The organism is Tateyamaria sp. Alg231-49 (genome assembly GCF_900143535.1).
Classification (GTDB): Bacteria; Pseudomonadota; Alphaproteobacteria; order Rhodobacterales; family Rhodobacteraceae; genus Tateyamaria.
Map to the genome: position 1 here is coordinate 139,883 of NZ_FRFA01000004.1, position 17,220 is coordinate 157,102.

The following is a 17,220-nucleotide window of genomic DNA, read 5'->3' on the forward strand; positions in this document are numbered from 1 at the left end:
CAACCTATGTACCCGGTCCGTCATCGTCAAGATATGGCGTACGATGAAGGGCCGTCATCACCATATCGTGCTGGAGGGGCATCAATTCTCCACTCCGCGTCCACAAAATGCTCAGTCGCTGACTGTGTGCAGGATAGATTTGCGCAATGGCATGTGCATAGGCGCCCATCTGACGCAACACGCCCTCGGGGCAGTCCTGTGATGTGCTTGGAACGACGCGATTGGTTTTGAAATCGATGATATGCACCTCATCCGGGGTGATAATCAGGCGGTCGATGGTGCCATGCAGCGTTTGCCTGCCCAAACGGGCGGTCATTGATACCTCTGCCAAAGTGGTAGGGTCGAAAACCGCTGCCAACTTGGGGTCGCTCAATACTGCTTGGGCCTCGTCTATGCCTTCCTGCTGTAAGTCAGTTGATAATTCTGGTGGTGGAGCGACGTAGGGGTTTCCCCGCGTCTCCAGCAGGTGGTGGACCCACGTGCCATAAGCCATCGCCGTTTCCTCATCCAATCCATCGCCGGGCAATGCTTTGGCTCCGCCCATGTCTGATGGTGAAATGGCTTGCGGTGCAGGCGTCGCCTCGGGGGCGGCGGTAGAAAAGTAGTCTGATAGTTGGGGTGCTGCTGCGTCTTTCGGCGGATCAGACGCAGGTGCTGTCATGTCCCACGCCCCATGTTCCATCCGCAAACCATCGCCCGCTGGTGTCTGCAGGTGGAATGCACCGGATGTGTGCATTGCTGCCTCAACCCGCTGATGCCAATCCTCTCCGTTCTTGTCCAATTCGCCAGACGCTGCAACGATCAGCCACTTTTCTGCCCGTGTCAGAGCCACATAAAGCAGACGCAACGATTCCTCGCGCTGGGCCACTTTCATCTGGTCAATGCGGTTCACCATCGGTTCCGGCTGCAAAGGAGAGGGCATTTTCCAGACCGGGACACCGTCCATTTTGATGATCTCATCTCGGATCTGGATGTCACGCTTGCCGCATTCAGGCAGGATCACGATGGGCGCTTCCAGCCCTTTAGATCCATGCACTGTCATCACCCTGATCTGGTTCGATGCGCTGTCGACTTGGCGTTTTACCTCAAGGTCATCGGTCTCCATCCACGCCAAGAAACCTGTGAGGCTGGGCACAGACGCGCGCTCATAGGCCAGCGCCTGAGACAAAAGCGCGTTAATCCCATCTTCGGCTTCTGCCCCAAGCCGGGCAAGCAGACGCTTGCGCCCGCCATGGCGCGTCAAAATCCGCTCGATCAGGTCATACGGGCGGAGGAAATCAATATTGTCGCGCAGGTCATAAAGGATCTGAACTGTCTCTGGATACTCGGTTTCCTTGAGGCGCAATGTCGCCCACAGGAAATCTGTCTCGCGATGATGGGCTAGGGTGAACAAATCCTGTTCTGACCAACCAAACAAGGGCGAGCGGAGCGCTGTAGCCAGGGAAAGACTGTCGTCTGGCGTTGCCAGAAAGGCGAGCAACGCACCAAGGTCGCGCACTGCAATCTCGGCGCCGACTTTCAGACGATCAGCCCCGGCGATTGGCAACTCCATCTCTTTACAGGCGCGAATGATGTCCGGGAAAATACCGCCGCGTCGCTGCACGAGGATCAGAAAATCGCGCGGCTGAACTGGGCGAGAGCCGGCTTTGTCCGGGATCAGAACCCGGTCGTCGATCATCTGCTTGATCTGGGTGGCGACTTGTTTGGCCAGAACACGAAACTGATGCTCTGGGCTGCGCCGATCCAGCGGGTCGAACCATTCCTGCTCGTCCTCTTTCTCTGGTTTAGGAACAAGTGGCCATAGATCCACGCGTCCAGGCAAATCTGTATTAAACGCCAGATGCTGCCCGCCATCAAAACCGGCGTGCCCGGCCTCTTTGAATACCTCATCGACCAGACGCAGAATGGCAGGCGAAGACCGGAACGAATAGTCGAGCGTTTCGTCGCGCAGGCTTTGACCTGCCTCGCTTAGTTTCGTGCCGAATTCCCGTTGCATCCGGTCAAATTCGCGCGGGTCAGCTCCTTGAAAGGAATAAATCGACTGCTTCTTGTCTCCGACCACGAAAATTGTGCGGGTCACATCTGCGCGCGCGCCTTCACCGCTGGAAAACTCCTCGGCCAATCGACGGATCACGTCCCACTGCGTTGGGCTGGTGTCTTGCGCTTCGTCCACAAGGATATGGTCAATACCCCCGTCCAACCGATAGAGCACCCATGCTGCCACGCGATCATCACTGAGCAACTGACGCGCTTTCTGGATCAGGTCATCAAAGTCTAACCATCCGCGTCGTTGTTTGGCGCGAATGTAAGCCTGAGTGAACCTTTGAGCGAACTGGTGCAGGACAACGGTGCGTTCAGAGGCATCAAGCGACAGCAACTTTTGACGCGCCAGAAACACGCGATCCATCAATGCCTCAATCTGTGGCATTAGGTGCGCGGCATCATCTTTGGTTTTTTTTGTGGGGAATCTGGCCTTGAGTGTCCCGGCCTGAGTCAGAAATGCGGCCATCAAGGCTGGCAGCGGATCCTTTGCATCGATCAGCCTGAGTTTATCCGCAACGCCACTGTCTTGTTTCCCATTTTCGGCAAGGATCAAAGTAAATGCGCGGATGACGTCAAGATCGCCAGCTTCCACGGTTTCTGCTTCAATGCTCTGACGGGACAGCCCTGCTGGTTGGTCAAACAACCCAAGTGCGGCATCTAAATTCAGGTCTGTGAAGGCGCCCGCCATGCCGACCATACTTTTGGTCAGCTTCACGAATTCTTCGCCAGTGTATTGGCGCGCCAACGCCGACAAAAGGGCGGCGTCAGGTCCATCCGCCATCTGATCCACCAATTCCGCCCGCAACAGATCAGAGGCACGATCTTCGATCTCGGTGAACTGCGGGCTTACCCCAGCTTCAAGCGGAAAACGCCGTAATAGAGACGCACAAAACGAGTGGATGGTTTGTATTTTCAACCCACCCGGAGTCTCAATAGCGCGGGCAAATAATGTACGGGCACGCAAAAGATCGTCAGAAGATGGGGTGCGATCAAGGCCAAGTTGAGCCAAAGCATCACGCAAATCATCGTCATCCAGCATGGCCCATTCGCCTAGGCGCTGAAACAGTCGGTTCTGCATCTCTGACGCGGCAGCTTTGGTATATGTCAGGCACAAGATATGTTGTGGTTCGACCTCTTCCAAAAGCAGGCGCGCTACGCGGTCAGTCAAAACACGCGTTTTCCCAGATCCCGCGTTCGCCGATAGCCATGTTGAGGCCATCGGCTCTGCGGCGCTGTGCTGGCGGCGCGTTGCTTCGTTGAACCCAGTCACGTCAGAACCTCGGGTTCCGGGTTTGCAGACACGTCCCACTCGCCAAAGCGCGCCAACTGGTCATAGTCGCGCTCATGCGTGTCTTTTTCGACGGCGCGCCGCGAGGCATAGCCCTTGTCTCCCTCAAGATAAACAGACAGCAGGCTGACCAGCTCTGCGAGGATTTTGTGTCCCGGTTCATCCGCAATCGGAGCGTCCTCGGTGCTTGGTGTGGATCCCAACCCGATGAACTGGGCGGCGCGAACGCTGCGAGGCCCCAGTTTCCCGAAAGCGCCTTCTTCTACCATTGCGGCTTCGATCAGCAGTTGTTTGTCAAAATGAGTCTGCTGTTTTTTCGCGGGCGGCTTGCCGGTTTTGTAATCGTAGATGATCACGTCACCATTTGGATCAACGTCAATACGGTCGGCGCGCCCCTCAAGCGTTGTGGCGATGGAGGGCAGGGTGAGCCGGCCGACAGCGTCCGCTTCGAACAAGGTTGGCGTGGCAATCGACTGCCGTGTTTGCTCGGTTTCAACAATCCACGAGGCGGCTCGCTCAAATCTGGCAAACCACAGGGCGCGGGCGGCTGGCCATGGCACATCAGCGTCCAAAACCTGTCGTGCGTGTTCCAAAAGGGCGTCAGTACTCAATGTGCTGGCATCGTCTAGCGTCGCCTTGACGAAATGCTCCATCACATCGTGGGACAGTATTCCGCGCAGTAATGCATCGGGGCTTTGCACCAGGGGTTTGAGGGCGCGAAGACGCAGGCAGTGTTTGGCATAAATCGCGTAAGGATCTCTTATTAGGGTCTGTATTTCTGTAACAGTCATACTGCGCGGGCGGGCAGATACCGGTGGGCATGGTGCGGGGCGTTTTGCCTTGTCGACATCACTGGCCGCCTCTAGTTGGCGGGCGCGCGCCAACCAGACAGCGCCGCGTTCCTGCATTTGGCTCCAGACATCGGGGGCGCCTTGCGCGGCCAGTCCCACCGACAAGTTCTTGAGCCGGTTGATCCAGCGCGATGGGATCGTTTCAGCATCATCCGACCGGATCGACCGCGTGAGCCACACCTCTGGCGCTGCGATGGCCTGTTGGAAATCGTGGGCTGACAAGCCAATGCGTCGTTCGGGCAATAAAAGCCCGGCATCCTGCCGCATCTTGCGGTTCAGCCAAGGGTCAGGTTTGGGGGCTTCCGGCCAAGTGCCATCGTTCAATCCTGCAAGTATAACCAGATCAGCGCCTTGAACGCGTGCCTCAAGCGTGCCCCAGATCATGTTCGAAGCATGTGGTGAGTCCCGGTCGCGCACTTCGCCCTGGCTTAGGATGCCACCGATCAGGTTGGCGTAATCCGACGCGGTTAGTTCCACTGTGTCGTTGGACTCGGCCAAAACGTCCGCCATGGTCTTTCGAGCCTCTTGGCCCGTCTTTTTTAGCCACAATTCGCCAGCGTCTGACCCGTCTGGTCCATTGGCGATATCCGTTGCCAATGCGATGTGGCGATTTACCCATTCGGTCAGGCTCAACTTGCCGGAAATCGATTTCGAGCAGGTCACATCCGCGACCCACTGGGCCCAAAGCTCCATGGCCTCAGCATGGTTTTTGTCAGCAAGCGGCGCAAGGCGGATGAGTTTGTCGCGATCGGGGTAGGGAAGACCCGTCTTGCGCATCCGCAATTCCAGTTTTTGGGTTTTCAGGATGTGATCGTTGCGCCCATGGCTCGAATGCGTCAGCGGATGTTTGAGAAGGGTGAGTAGGGCCTCGGCATCTAGTTGGCGATCAAAAAGGCCGGCCACATGACGCAGGAAGCGACCCGGTGGGGTCAGGTGCAACGGTGTACCCGCGCTGTCGTCTGGCAAGATGTTCCATCTGTCCAGCGCAGCAGTAACTTGCCGGGTCAACATACGGTCAGGCGTAATCAAGGCGGCGCGCTGTCCGGTTTCGGCGGCCTCGCGCAGGCGCATTGCAATCGTGATGGCCTCGGCGCGTGGCGTGCCGGCCTCGACCAGGGTGATCTGTGCGGTGGCGACGTCCAGGTCACCCAGTTTGGGTCCTTCGGTTCGCCATGCATTCGTAACAGGTGCAGGCCGCAAAGCGAGAGAGATCAACCGATTGCGCACCAGTGTCGGGACGGCATTGCCGGACCAGGCGGTGATATCATTTGGGTGAATGCCCATCGCCTGTGCCAGCTTGAGAAACCGAAACTGTGGATGATCTTCTCCGGCCTTATCCTTGGCTATGTCATCCCAGACATTCGGCATGTCAAAGTCAAAACCGGGGAGGATGACGGCACCTTGCGGAAGGGCAGCAATCGCTTGCATCAGCAGTTGTGTGGTGCCGCGTGACCCGGTGGAACCAACGACAAGAACAGGGTCTGTTATGGGGTTTTTTGCCCAATGTGCCGCCAAATTCAGGACGGTTTCGCGCTGTCGTCCTTCTGCGTCAGGCGCTGTCTTTGATCCATCAATATAGGATTGCGCAATGGCGATAAACGCCTGCGCGCGCGCCCAGTGTCCGGATTGGTCTGACACATCAAGATTTGCGATATCTGCAGCAGTGACGCCTTCGCCCTGCATCTCGTCCATCAAGGTGGCGAGGCTATCGGCCATATCGAAACCGGCGGTTTCAGGGGCAAAGCCGGTTTGCTGTTCGATCAACTTGTTGGTCAAAGCCACGAGTTCCAGCCGACGCCTCAATGGCGAGGTGGGCCGGGGCAATGCGTCGCCGGGCAACAGATCATCGAGATCGGTGATCATACGAATGCGAGGCAACAAACGTGCAGGTCCTGCGTCGAACAGATCTCGCAGACGGCGTGACATCCTGCGTGTGTTCACCAAAAGGGTCACGCGCGCCCATGCATCTGGTGTTGCGTTTTCCAGCCTTTCTTCAAGGCCCCTAATCACAGCGGCGGGGAAATCGACGCCCATCGCACAGCCAAAGACCCGAGGGGATGTGGATGGATCAAACATCAAAACCTCTCCAACATCGCTTCGGCCTCGACGATCCCACCGGGGTGACCGACGTCACACCAGTGTCCCGGGTATGACAGGCCGAACAGCCGACCTTTGTCAGCCATCTTGTTCCATATGACGTTCAGCGAAAAAGCCTGCTCAGAGACTGTTTCGAGTAGATCGGTCTTCATTATTTGGGCGCCGCCGTACACCGTTTCATCGCCTCGATGCAGTCGCCCCAGCGGGTCAATTTCAAAGTCAGCTTTGCCGTTGCGCCCATGCACCCGTGCCTTTGGGACGCACATCAGCAAGGCGTCCATTTTTGACGGATCCCACGCCTGCATCAGCAGGTCCAACGGATTAGGCCCCGCCCAAACCGCATCGGAGTTCAGAGTAAGAACCGGATCGGTGCCAAGAAGTGACAGGGCGTTGCGCAACCCACCGCCTGTATCGAGGATTTGTGGATCTTCTCGAATTGTGTGCACGTCTGTGCCAGCGAGATGCTGTTCCAGCATTTCGGGCAGGTAGTGCAGGTTCGCCACGATTGGCGCGGCGTTCACTTCATGAGCAAGCGCAAGCGCGTGGTCGATCAGCGCGCCGCCAGCCACTTTGACCAGCGGTTTGGGTTGGTGCGCTGTCAGATGCTTCATCCGGGTTCCGAACCCGGCGGCAAATAGCATTAAGGCAATGGGATCGTGGCGCATTGGTCTTTGAGCTTTTGCAAAAGGTCCGGGTTGGGAACAGGCAGTGTGTTGTCGATCAAGGGTTTGATGGATGCCAGCGCAGGGTGAGACAGGTTGGTTTGGATATTTCCCCAGACGCGCGGGATCAGATCGACGTAATGCGGCTTTCCATAGTGCATGGAAAGTCTGGCAAATACGCCCAGAATGCGTAAGTTCCGCTGCGCACCAAGCAGGGCATAGGCGTCTCGAAACGGGTCTTCGTCCAAATGCGTCGCGCCAATGTATCGCGCGATCATCGCTTCACCTACATGCCCCGGCACTTCACGTCGGGCGTCCTGCACAATGGACACCAGATCATAAGCGGGGTGGCCCAGCATGGCGTCCTGATAATCCAGCAAGCCAACCTTCCGGACGCCCGTGCGGTTGGGCAGCCAGATCAGGTTTTCGGCGTGATAATCGCGTTGGATCAAGACGGCAGGCGCGGAATCAAGTGGCTCAAGGCAGGAGCGGAAGGCGGTAACAAACGCATCCTTTTCTGTTGCATTGACGCTGCCTTTCACTCCGCGCTGATACCAATCGTAGGCTAGCGCCGCGCGGTCTGTCATGATGTCTGCATCGTAGCGCGGCAAGTCGGGGGAGTGCGCCTGATGCAGATGCACCAGAACGTCGACGGAGGCCGCATATAGCGGCTCTTCCAACTTTGAATCTGCCGCCATGACACGCGCAAAGAGGTCATCGCCAAGGTCTTCGATGAGCAACAGGCCATGTGTATCGTCTTGCGCGTAAATCTCAGGCGCAGACAAGCCAACCTCGCGCAGATGGTTTGTGATGTGCACAAAGGGGCGTACATCTTCGCCTTTGTCGGGGGGCGCATCCATCAGAATGGCGGTGGTCTGCGCGTCGCGTTCCAATCGCTCATATCGACGGTTCGATGCGTCGCCGGCTACCAGTGTTCGGGGCATATCGCCCCAACCCGCCTGATCCAGAAAGCTAGAAATGAGGGTAGCGCGATCAGGCATGCTGGAGGACTCCTGCCAAGCGGGTGTTCCATTTGGGGGCAGTCCATTCCCATTGAGCAACGCGCCCATCGTCCCGGTAAGAGATGTCGATCAACAGTGCATCCGCCGGGGCCAGCGGGCCAAGGCGATCTGGCCACTCAACCAGGCAAATGGCGTCCTCAAACGCGTCCACAAGCCCCAATTCATCAATCTCTGTGTCCGTGGAAATACGGTACAAGTCGGCGTGCCAAAGCGCGCCGTGCCGCGTGTCATAAGTCTGGATCAAAGTGAAAGTCGGGGAGGGGACATCCTCATGCGTTTCCAAAAGAGATTGGATCAACGCGCGGGCGAAATGCGTCTTGCCAGCGCCTACAGGCCCGCTCAGCAGGACCGTGTCGCCCGGACGCAATTGAGCACCAAGCGCGATTGCGCTGTGTGCAGTCGCATCCGCATCTGGCCAGTCAAAAGTGAGTGGGCTTTGGCTCATTGCGCCAAACTATCTGCATCACCGGGCGCTGCAAGCACAATGACCTCAGGCAGGCAGTTGGGATGAGGCCTTTTGAGCTGGGTCTTTAACCGAAAAGCGGATGACCGTTGCACCGGATGCGATGGGCGACAGACGCGCCGTAAACAACCCATCACTTTTGTGGATCACTTCTGCTTCCCACGTGGCGCGTTCGCCCACTTTCATTACAAAATCCCGCATATCAGCCCAAGCAGGGTCTGGTTCCGCCTGCGCCTGCCATTCCTTCAGAGAGTCGACAATCGTGACATCTGCGAAACTTCCTTCGGGATCCATGCCCCACATTTCACGAAAGGCTGCGTTGCAAAACGTCAGAACACCGGCAGCGGAGAACACGGCAAGAGCATCCTCAAAGGTGTCCATCAGCGACTGACCCAGTTCCAGCTCTGCCCGGAAGTTACGGGTGAGGGAGATTTCGGCGGTGATATCCTCGACCAAAAAGGCAACGGCACCGTCTGGGTGTGGGCGCCCGCTGATACGGTAAGTATGCCCGGTATCGAGGGTCCACGTCTCTTGGTAACTGGCATGAGTAGCCGCCGCGATCATGTCCGAAATTTCCTGCCGCCACGAACTGTAATTCTTGGGCTCTGGCATCACACGATTGTCGCGCAGACGGTCAAAAAAAGCGAGCAGGCCCGGCCGCCCGCTCAAAAACTCAACCGGCAGCGAGGTCAGATCGACCATCGCCGGGTTGAACAAAGCCAACTGTCCGTTGCGGTCAAAGATGGCCAGCCCGATGGATAGATGGACAAAATTGCGCTGGGCCACTTCGGCTTCGATCACAGCATTGATGTCCACGGCATGATAAATGGTGCTGTCGTCCACTTGAGTGGCTGTGACGTTGTACCATTCGGTCAGGTTGGTTTCTTCGACCTTGATCGACGCACGGACAGTGCGCTTTTCATCCAACTCTTCCTGATCGAGATGGAACAACGGATCATCTGTTCCCTCGTCTGAAGGACGTGCGGCATCTGCCAGTGTCTGGTAGGCGATATTGCGCCAGTGGATTTTGCCGTCAGCACCGACGAGCCAGATGGGGTAGGGCGAGGATGCAGCGGCAAGCCTAAGCGTGCCAAGTTCTGCCTCAGTTGATTTGATCTCGTGAACGGCGCTGGCATCGATAAGAAAGTCACCTTCGATTACAACGCGCGTCATTTCCTGTTCGCGATCCAGATGCAGGACGGCAGGATCGTCCAGCGCTGCGGCACGAAGCGTCAGTGTATCGAGGCTGCGCAGGGCATTGCCGTCCGGCAATCCGGGAAACCGAGCAGTCAGTGCGGCGCGCAACGCGTGCCAATCCGTTTCACCAGACTCCTTTAACAGAACCGACCGCGCCTGATCTGTTGCGTGCTCCAGATCGAGATCGCAAAATAGGAAATGCATACCGCATGGGTTTGGCGCCACCTGTGCCTTTTGCGGTGCCGATTGCGTACCCAAAAACACAAGGCCAGCAATGACTGCGGCTCCTGCACCGACAAGTACCACGATAATCTCGACTACAGGCACGTCCCGTTACCTTTCATTAGCGAGGCTTCACACATGCTTCACTAAAGTTAACGGCGGGTTAATTCGGAGGGATCGAACGCAGGTCTATGCCTTAATTTTTTCGTTTTGGCCCTGTGGTATGGCATTTTCGCCAATGCGGGCGTCGATCTTGTGACGTGGCCATTCTACGGCAACAATTGCGCCGCGGTATTCGCCGTCGACCGGAGTGCTGGCGTAGGGGTCAGATCCGTTGGCGAATGTCAGTCCGGCACCCGAGCGCTCTAGAAGTGTTTTGGCGATGAACAGACCCAGGCCCATGCCTTCGTATTCGGGGCGTTCTACACGGGCGTTGCCCGCCTTCCGCGCGCGGACAAATGGATCGCCGATCCGACCCAAAACTTGTGGGGGAAAACCGCGCCCGTCATCCATAATCCGCAGAGTGATCCGATCGTCTGTCCAATGGGCTTCGATCCAGACGGTCGAACGGGCAAAGTCGACAGCATTCTGAACAAGGTTGCGCAGTCCGTGTATGATCTCTGGTTGACGCAGAATGGATGGCTGGTCCATCTCGATCCCTGCATCGGGATCGTGGGTGTATTTCACATGCTTGCCGCGATGAACGTGGGGCTCTGCTGCCTCTTGTACGACAGCCATCAAAGGAGCTTGGCGCAGGTGCAAGTCGTCTTTTCCGGCCCGGCCCATGTCGCGCAGAATGTCCCGGCACCGGTCCGCTTGTTCGCGGATCAGGGCGGCATCTTCACGCAACTCGGGCTGGCCTTCTAGCTCTTCCATCAACTCACCGCTGGCGAGCTTGATTGTGGCAAGGGGGGTGCCAAGTTCGTGGGCTGTAGCAGCAATAACTCCACCGAGGTCTGTCAGCTTTTGCTCACGCGACAGGGCCATTTGGGTGGCGGACAGAGCGTCGGACATAGAGTGTATTTCGACAGTCACCCTACGGGAATAAAGCCCGATGAAGCATACGGCGATGACAAGTGCGATCCAGTTGCCGAATACAAACAGATCCGGAATCCGCAAGAGGGCTCCGTCTTGGGTGAGTAAGGGCAGGTGGAATTCGGACAGCAACGTCACGATGATGATGGCTGTTGCCCCGACCAATATCGTCGACCGCGTTGTCAGAATGGCGGCAGAAATCGTAACCGGCCCAAGCATCAGAAGGGCGAATGGATTGTTGAGGCCCCCCGTCAACGCCAGCAGAAACCCGAGCTGAAGCAGATCAAACAGGACCATCAGCAGGTTCTCGGACTCGGCAAGACGTTTGTTTTCGGGGAAGATGAAGATGGCGATCAGATTGCCGATCACCGACACGCCGACGGCCAGATAGCACAGCCCAAGCTCCAGTTGCAGGCCATACATGCGCTGCGCAACCGTCAGGGCGACAAGCTGACCAACGATGGCAACCCATCGCAATAGGATCATCGTGCGCAGCCTGATCCAGCTGGAACGTTGTTGACCGGCGATTAAGCCAAAATCTGATTGCGCCATGATGTCACTACTTCGTTGGTTGCACTGGAGTGTAAGGTTGATAGCTAGGACATCAATATCCTCGCCGAAAGGACGATCATGACGCGTATCATTGCACCCATTGCCGCCCTTGTCGCTGCCGTATTTCTGGGTGGCGTCTGGTGGATATCCCAACCCAGCGACGAAAGCGCCTTTGCCCAATGTTCGGCCACGACGATTGCAGGGGATGGCAATCAGATTGGTGGCCCGTTTGAGTTGGTCAATGCCGAGGGGCAAACCGTCACCGATGGGGATGTGATCACCGAACCCAGCCTAATTTACTTTGGATACACGTTCTGCCCCGATGTTTGTCCGCTCGACACGTCGCGCAATGCCGAAGCGGTTGATCTGCTGGCAGAGCGTGGGATGTCCGTGACGCCTATCTTCATTACCATTGATCCAGAGCGGGATACGCCCGAACTGGTTGGTGATTTCGCCTTTAACCTGCACGAGAAGATGATTGGCCTTACAGGGTCGCCCGAGCAAATTGATGCAGCGTCAAAGGCTTATCGCACCTATTACAAAGCGCATGACAAGTCGGACGAATTCTACCTTGTTGATCATTCCACCTTTACTTACCTCGTCTTCCCTGAAATCGGGTTTGTCGAGTTTTTTCGCCGGGATACGAGTGCTGAGGTGATGGCAGACCGCGTGGCGTGTTTTATAGAAAACGCCTGAAAACGCGGAAAAAATTGACCCCGCCTGCTGCGCGCTACATATTCTCTTCCAGCCACAATACGACGATACACGGGAACTGGAGCACAACATGGTCACTTCGGCATTGCCTGAACTGGGCGCTGACAAGAGTCTTTTGCTCGTCGATGATGACGAGCCGTTTCTGCGTCGGCTTGCCAAAGCCATGGAAAAACGTGGGTTTGAGATTGAAACAGCTGACAGTGTCGCGGGCGGCAAGGCCATCGCGACAGCCCGTCCCCCTGCCTATGCCGTTGTCGATCTGCGCCTTGAGGATGGCAACGGGTTGGATGTCGTTGAAATATTGCGCGATCGCCGCCCGGACGCTCGGGTTGTTGTCTTGACGGGATACGGTGCTATCGCGACCGCAGTTGCGGCTGTGAAAATCGGTGCGACGGACTATTTGTCCAAACCTGCCGATGCGGCAGACATCACCAACGCTTTGCTGGCCAAAGGTGATGATTTGCCCCCACCGCCAGAGAACCCAATGAGTGCAGATCGCGTGCGCTGGGAACATATTCAGCGGGTCTATGAGCTGTGTGATCGCAACGTGTCAGAGACGGCACGTCGGCTGAACATGCATCGCCGAACCCTGCAGCGCATTCTGGCAAAGCGTTCGCCCCGCTGAACCTATCAAGGGGGCTGTCTGCCCCCGTCGCATACGCGACTCCCCCGAGGATTTTTTAAATCAGAGAAGATAAAGGTCATTGGGCTTTTTTGGGCCCTGTCGAGGTGCGCACCGTTTCGGCATATACGGATAAATGCACTCTGAATGCGGTGATACGCCGTTTTCAGAGATCGTATCGTTTGAGAATCTTGTCGACCTTTTGGCCGTTGGCCATCTCATAGCCTTCGATCCGTCCATAATCCTGAAAACCGCGGGATTGGTAGTAGATCAACCCACCCTCGTTATCGGCGCGGATGTTCGCGTTGATCCATGAGTAACCAAAGTCCTTGGCCGCCCGTTTGGTGGCATCAAAGAGTTTAGAGCCAATCCCAAGCCCGGTTTGGCCAATCTGGACAAAGGTGGCGATTTCCGCGGCTTCGGGCGGAAGGTAGTCTCCGCCTTGCGCGATCCACTGGAAGCCGACAACTTCCTCAGCGTCGTTTACAGCCACATGCCAGGCGTCGCGGTCATATTTGTCGGCCATCCATGTGACCAGGACATCGCCTGTGACCTTGGTGGCGATGGCGGTGGTGCTGCCGTCTTCGATGATCGGGTTGAGCAGCCGAGCCATGGACGGCGCATCCAGTGCGATAGCGGGGCGGACATTGATCATGTGCATAGCTTCAACAGGGCGGCGTGGCGCGCGGTGAAGTCGGCGCGGGTTTCTAGTGGGGCGCGCAGGATGATTTTTAGATCTGCGATCATGTCCAGCGGGGGCTTGCCGAAAAAACGCGTGGCTTCTTGTTCTGTGAATCCAGCGATTTGCGTCGCCTCCATCCAAGCACTTATTTTGTCAGCCTTTTTGATCTGTTTTTTGATGGTCGCGGGTACCTTGGCGGGCAGACCAAATCGGATGTGCACTGCCGCCTCAAGCCGTTCATCGAGCGCGCCATAACCGGGGCCAACAGCTGCCTTCACGGGCGAAATCATGTCGCCGATCACGTATTCTGGTGCGTCATGCAGCAAGGCGGCGAGACGCCATTTTGGCGGCGCGTTTGGCGCGATGCGGCAAAACAGTGTTTCGACCAGCAGCGAATGTTCGGCCACGGAATAAGCGTAATCCCCGATCGTCTGCCCATTCCAACGCGCCACAAAGGCAAGCCCGTGAGCAATATCTTCGATTTCGATATCCATCGGCGTAGGGTCGAGTAGATCAAGGCGTCGTCCCGACAGCATCCGCTGCCAAGCACGGGGTTGTTTTGCCATTTTTGTATCTCCCCTTCCGCCTTGAACTCTGCATTCAGCACGCGTGTGTTTTTTCATTATGGACCGCGTTGTGAAAGTCGCAATCTGCTTTCTTCGCCCACCCATATCGTGATTTTCTGCACACACTGTTTAGCGTGAAGCAAAGCCGCATTGAGCCAGCACACAGAAACTGGTAGCGGGAGCCCAACGTTAAAAAGGATTGTGCAGATGGCAACCGACTACATTGTTAAAGATATCGCGCTGGCCGCTTATGGCCGCAAGGAACTGGACATCGCCGAGACAGAGATGCCAGGCCTGATGGCGTGCCGTGCCGAGTATGGTGAGAGCAAACCGCTTGCGGGTGCGCGCATCGTGGGTTCGCTCCATATGACCATTCAAACGGCGGTTCTGATTGAAACGCTGGTTGTGCTGGGTGCAGACGTACGCTGGGCCTCGTGCAACATCTTTTCCACGCAGGACCATGCGGCGGCTGTGATTGCCGAAGCGGGCGTGCCTGTCTTTGCCATCAAGGGCCAAAGCCTTGAAGAGCACTGGGATTATCTGGACAAATCGTTCCAATTTGCCGACGGACCGAACATGATTTTGGACGATGGTGGCGACGCTACTTTGTACATCTTGTTGGGCGCCCGTGCCGAAGCTGGCGAAGAGATCATTGCCGTTCCGACGTCTGAAGAAGAGACAGTGATCAAGGCGCAGATTGCCAAGCGGATGGCGGAAACCCCCGGTTGGTTCACCAAGATGCGCGATCAGATCAAGGGCGTATCCGAAGAAACGACAACTGGCGTGCACCGTCTTTATGAACTGGTCCGCGATGGGCAGCTGCCGTTCCCTGCGATCAACGTGAACGATTCGGTGACCAAGTCGAAGTTCGACAACAAATACGGCTGTAAGGAATCGCTGGTCGACGGCATTCGTCGCGCCACGGACACCATGATGGCGGGCAAAGTTGCTGTTGTCATGGGCTACGGCGATGTTGGTAAAGGTTCTGCTGCGTCGCTCGCTGGTGCAGGTGCACGCGTTAAGGTGACCGAAGTAGATCCGATCTGTGCCCTGCAAGCGGCCATGGATGGTTTTGAGGTTGTGTTGCTGGAAGACGTTGTCGGATCGGCAGACATCTTCATCACCACCACCGGCAACAAGGACGTGATCCGCATCGAGCACATGCGCGAGATGAAGGACATGGCCATCGTTGGCAACATCGGCCACTTCGACAACGAAATTCAGGTTGCGGCCCTCAAGAACCACAAGTGGACGTCTATCAAGGAACAGGTGGACATGATCGAGATGCCGAATGGCAATCGTCTGATCCTGCTGTCCGAGGGGCGCTTGCTGAACCTTGGTAACGCGACGGGCCACCCGTCGTTCGTGATGTCTGCGTCCTTCACCAATCAGGTGCTGGCACAGATCGAACTGTGGCAGAACACGGATCAGTACAAAAACGAGGTCTACATCCTGCCGAAAGCTCTGGATGAAAAGGTTGCGCGTCTGCACCTTGATCGTATCGGTGTGAAACTGACCAAGCTGGACGGTGAACAAGCAGCGTATATCGGCGTCACACCCGAAGGGCCGTTCAAGCCTGAGCATTACCGTTATTGATAAGCTGGGTGGGGCGAAACTCCGCCTTACTGTTTGACAAAAAGGCCCCGCGCAGCAGCGTCGGGGCCTTTTTTACTTTTCCGCTCTGGATCAGATCGCCGTTCGGATTGGTCCGTCTAAGCGCCCTTCTTCTGCGGGTTTCCGAGGTCTTCGGCCTCGATCACGTCGCTGTCTGCGGCAGTGGTTTCCACGACGGCGCTGGTTGTGTCTGCCACATCAGACCCTTTTGGCGCCAACAGCGGCAGCATCTCTGTGCCTCCGGGCATAGCTACCATCGCGCTGGGCGGCCGTTTCCATGTCAGTGTGTCGAAGGCCGCGCAATTGTTGCAGGTTGGTGTCCATTCAGGCTCGATATTCTGGCAATTGTCGCACACCCATTGCGGTCCACGTGGGGCAGATAGCGCGCGGGTGAGCCAGCCCTGAACCACTGCGTCACTGGCACCCTGACCCCGTTCAATTGCAGCCATCAGGGTTGCTGAGCGAATTGTAGGATCAGTTTCGAACAGATCACCAAGCGCGCGACGCGCTGCTGGGAAGTCTTCGGCGGCGATGTTGAGTTCGGACATCAACATCTTGGTTTCAGAGCTGTCCGGGTGCACGCGCCCCAGCTGGCCAAATCGTTTGAGACGTGCTGTCGGAGTCTCGTCCGGCTCGATTGCTGCAAAGGCGGCGGCGAGATCGGGGTGGGGTTGTGCCTCCCATGCCTTTTTCAGCACGCGGGCCGCGTATTTCTTTTGCCCTTTTTCGATATAGCCTTGGGCGGCCATCACCGCCGCTGGGATCAAATCAGGGGACTGTTTATTGGCAGCTATCGCCGCCTCGCGCGCCTCGATGGTTTGATCTTCGTCGAATATCTTCTTGGCTTCGCTCAATGCCAGAACGGCATCGCGCCGTTTGTGCAGATCGCGGGGCATGCTGCCATAGCGCAGTTTGGCGGACAGGGTCTTGCGCGCACCTGTCCAATCCTCATCCGCGGCTTGAAGCTTGAGCAACACGTCCTGGGTGTCCTCATGCTTGGGCTTTAGCGCAAAGGCCTTTTCGGCCAGCTTCAGTGCCGTGTCTGTGTCTCCATCCGCAAGCTTTTGTTTCATGATTCCGCGCACACCGACAAAGCGTGTGGATTCGCTTTGCACCAGTTTGCGATAGGTTTCTTCTGCTTTCTTGCGGTCCCCAGCCATTTCCGCTGCCTGTGCGGTCAGCAAGTTGGTCAGTTCGGGGCGATTCAGATAGCGATCTGCTTTTTCCGCCTTGGCCAGCGCCACGCGCCCTTCGCCAGAGGCGAGGGCCATCATGCCTTCGGCAATCGCGTCAAATCCTTTGGCCGCCTTGTTGCGCGCAAAATACCGAGACAAGGCCGTTTCATCACCGTTGAGGAATTTCCAGAGAGCGATAAGCAGGCCCAGCAGCTTGAGCCCAAGCCAGATCACGATGACCAACGCAAACAGTGCAATAACGGACTCCAGCGGACCAAACGGATATTCGCGCCCGCCAACGACAACTGTCAGACCGCCTTCGGCTTCCAGAAGATAGCCTGCCCCGAGGGCCAGCGCGGCAACCGCACAAACAAAAAAGATAATCTTGAACAAAGACCAGATCATAATGGGCCCT

General features: G+C 56.8%; 13 protein-coding genes. 3 read left to right on the forward strand and 10 right to left on the reverse strand.

The features are described from left to right. Positions 1-4: 4 nt before the first annotated feature. The 7 genes from addA to regB form a co-directional block, all read right to left on the reverse strand. Positions 5-3,313 (reverse strand): double-strand break repair helicase AddA, encoded by a 3,309-nt coding sequence (gene addA / locus DHN60_RS08545; RefSeq protein WP_108836873.1) that lies wholly within the window; start codon positions 3,311-3,313, stop codon positions 5-7. Further along, a complete protein-coding gene (addB, locus tag DHN60_RS08550) occupies positions 3,310-6,258 on the reverse strand; it encodes a double-strand break repair protein AddB (protein ID WP_108836874.1) in 2,949 nt (982 codons plus the stop codon). The genes addA and addB overlap by 4 nt, the downstream gene beginning before the upstream one ends. After that, complete coding sequence (locus DHN60_RS08555; RefSeq protein ID WP_108836875.1) at positions 6,258-6,944, reverse strand: nucleotidyltransferase family protein; 687 nt, start codon at positions 6,942-6,944, stop codon at positions 6,258-6,260. The genes addB and DHN60_RS08555 overlap by 1 nt, the downstream gene beginning before the upstream one ends. Beyond that, positions 6,920-7,942, reverse strand: a complete 1,023-nt coding sequence (locus DHN60_RS08560; protein WP_108836876.1) for an aminoglycoside phosphotransferase family protein — start codon at positions 7,940-7,942, stop codon at positions 6,920-6,922. The genes DHN60_RS08555 and DHN60_RS08560 overlap by 25 nt, the downstream gene beginning before the upstream one ends. Continuing rightward, positions 7,935-8,408, reverse strand: a complete 474-nt coding sequence (tsaE, locus tag DHN60_RS08565; protein WP_108836877.1) for a tRNA (adenosine(37)-N6)-threonylcarbamoyltransferase complex ATPase subunit type 1 TsaE — start codon at positions 8,406-8,408, stop codon at positions 7,935-7,937. The genes DHN60_RS08560 and tsaE overlap by 8 nt, the downstream gene beginning before the upstream one ends. Before the next feature lie 45 nt (positions 8,409-8,453). Next, the gene (locus DHN60_RS08570) at positions 8,454-9,950 is read right to left on the reverse strand and encodes a PAS-domain containing protein (protein ID WP_108836878.1); all 1,497 of its coding nucleotides are present in this window, start codon (positions 9,948-9,950) and stop codon (positions 8,454-8,456) included. A gap of 84 nt (positions 9,951-10,034) precedes the next feature. Continuing rightward, the gene (regB, locus tag DHN60_RS08575; protein WP_108836879.1) at positions 10,035-11,432 is read right to left on the reverse strand and encodes a sensor histidine kinase RegB; all 1,398 of its coding nucleotides are present in this window, start codon (positions 11,430-11,432) and stop codon (positions 10,035-10,037) included. A gap of 78 nt (positions 11,433-11,510) precedes the next feature. Here regB and DHN60_RS08580 point away from each other — a divergent pair, with 78 nt between their 5' ends. Continuing rightward, positions 11,511-12,128, forward strand: a complete 618-nt coding sequence (locus tag DHN60_RS08580; RefSeq protein WP_108836880.1) for an SCO family protein — start codon at positions 11,511-11,513, stop codon at positions 12,126-12,128. A gap of 88 nt (positions 12,129-12,216) precedes the next feature. Beyond that, the gene (locus tag DHN60_RS08585) at positions 12,217-12,771 is read left to right on the forward strand and encodes an ActR/PrrA/RegA family redox response regulator transcription factor (RefSeq protein WP_108836881.1); all 555 of its coding nucleotides are present in this window, start codon (positions 12,217-12,219) and stop codon (positions 12,769-12,771) included. A gap of 163 nt (positions 12,772-12,934) precedes the next feature. Here the strand turns inward: DHN60_RS08585 and DHN60_RS08590 are convergent, their stop codons facing one another. Both DHN60_RS08590 and DHN60_RS08595 read right to left on the reverse strand, forming a co-directional pair. Then, positions 12,935-13,423 carry a GNAT family N-acetyltransferase gene (locus DHN60_RS08590; protein ID WP_108836962.1) on the reverse strand — a complete coding sequence of 163 codons (489 nt, stop codon included), beginning with the start codon at positions 13,421-13,423 and terminating at the stop codon, positions 12,935-12,937. Beyond that, on the reverse strand, positions 13,420-14,016 hold the full coding sequence (locus DHN60_RS08595) for an HD family hydrolase (protein ID WP_108836882.1): 597 nt from the start codon (positions 14,014-14,016) through the stop codon (positions 13,420-13,422). Before DHN60_RS08595 ends, DHN60_RS08590 begins: the two co-directional genes overlap by 4 nt. A gap of 207 nt (positions 14,017-14,223) precedes the next feature. Here DHN60_RS08595 and ahcY point away from each other — a divergent pair, with 207 nt between their 5' ends. Next, positions 14,224-15,612, forward strand: a complete 1,389-nt coding sequence (gene ahcY, locus DHN60_RS08600) for an adenosylhomocysteinase (RefSeq protein ID WP_108836883.1) — start codon at positions 14,224-14,226, stop codon at positions 15,610-15,612. A gap of 116 nt (positions 15,613-15,728) precedes the next feature. Here ahcY and DHN60_RS08605 read toward each other — a convergent pair whose 3' ends face one another. Beyond that, positions 15,729-17,210, reverse strand: a complete 1,482-nt coding sequence (locus tag DHN60_RS08605; protein ID WP_108836884.1) for a heme biosynthesis protein HemY — start codon at positions 17,208-17,210, stop codon at positions 15,729-15,731. Positions 17,211-17,220 lie beyond the last annotated feature (10 nt).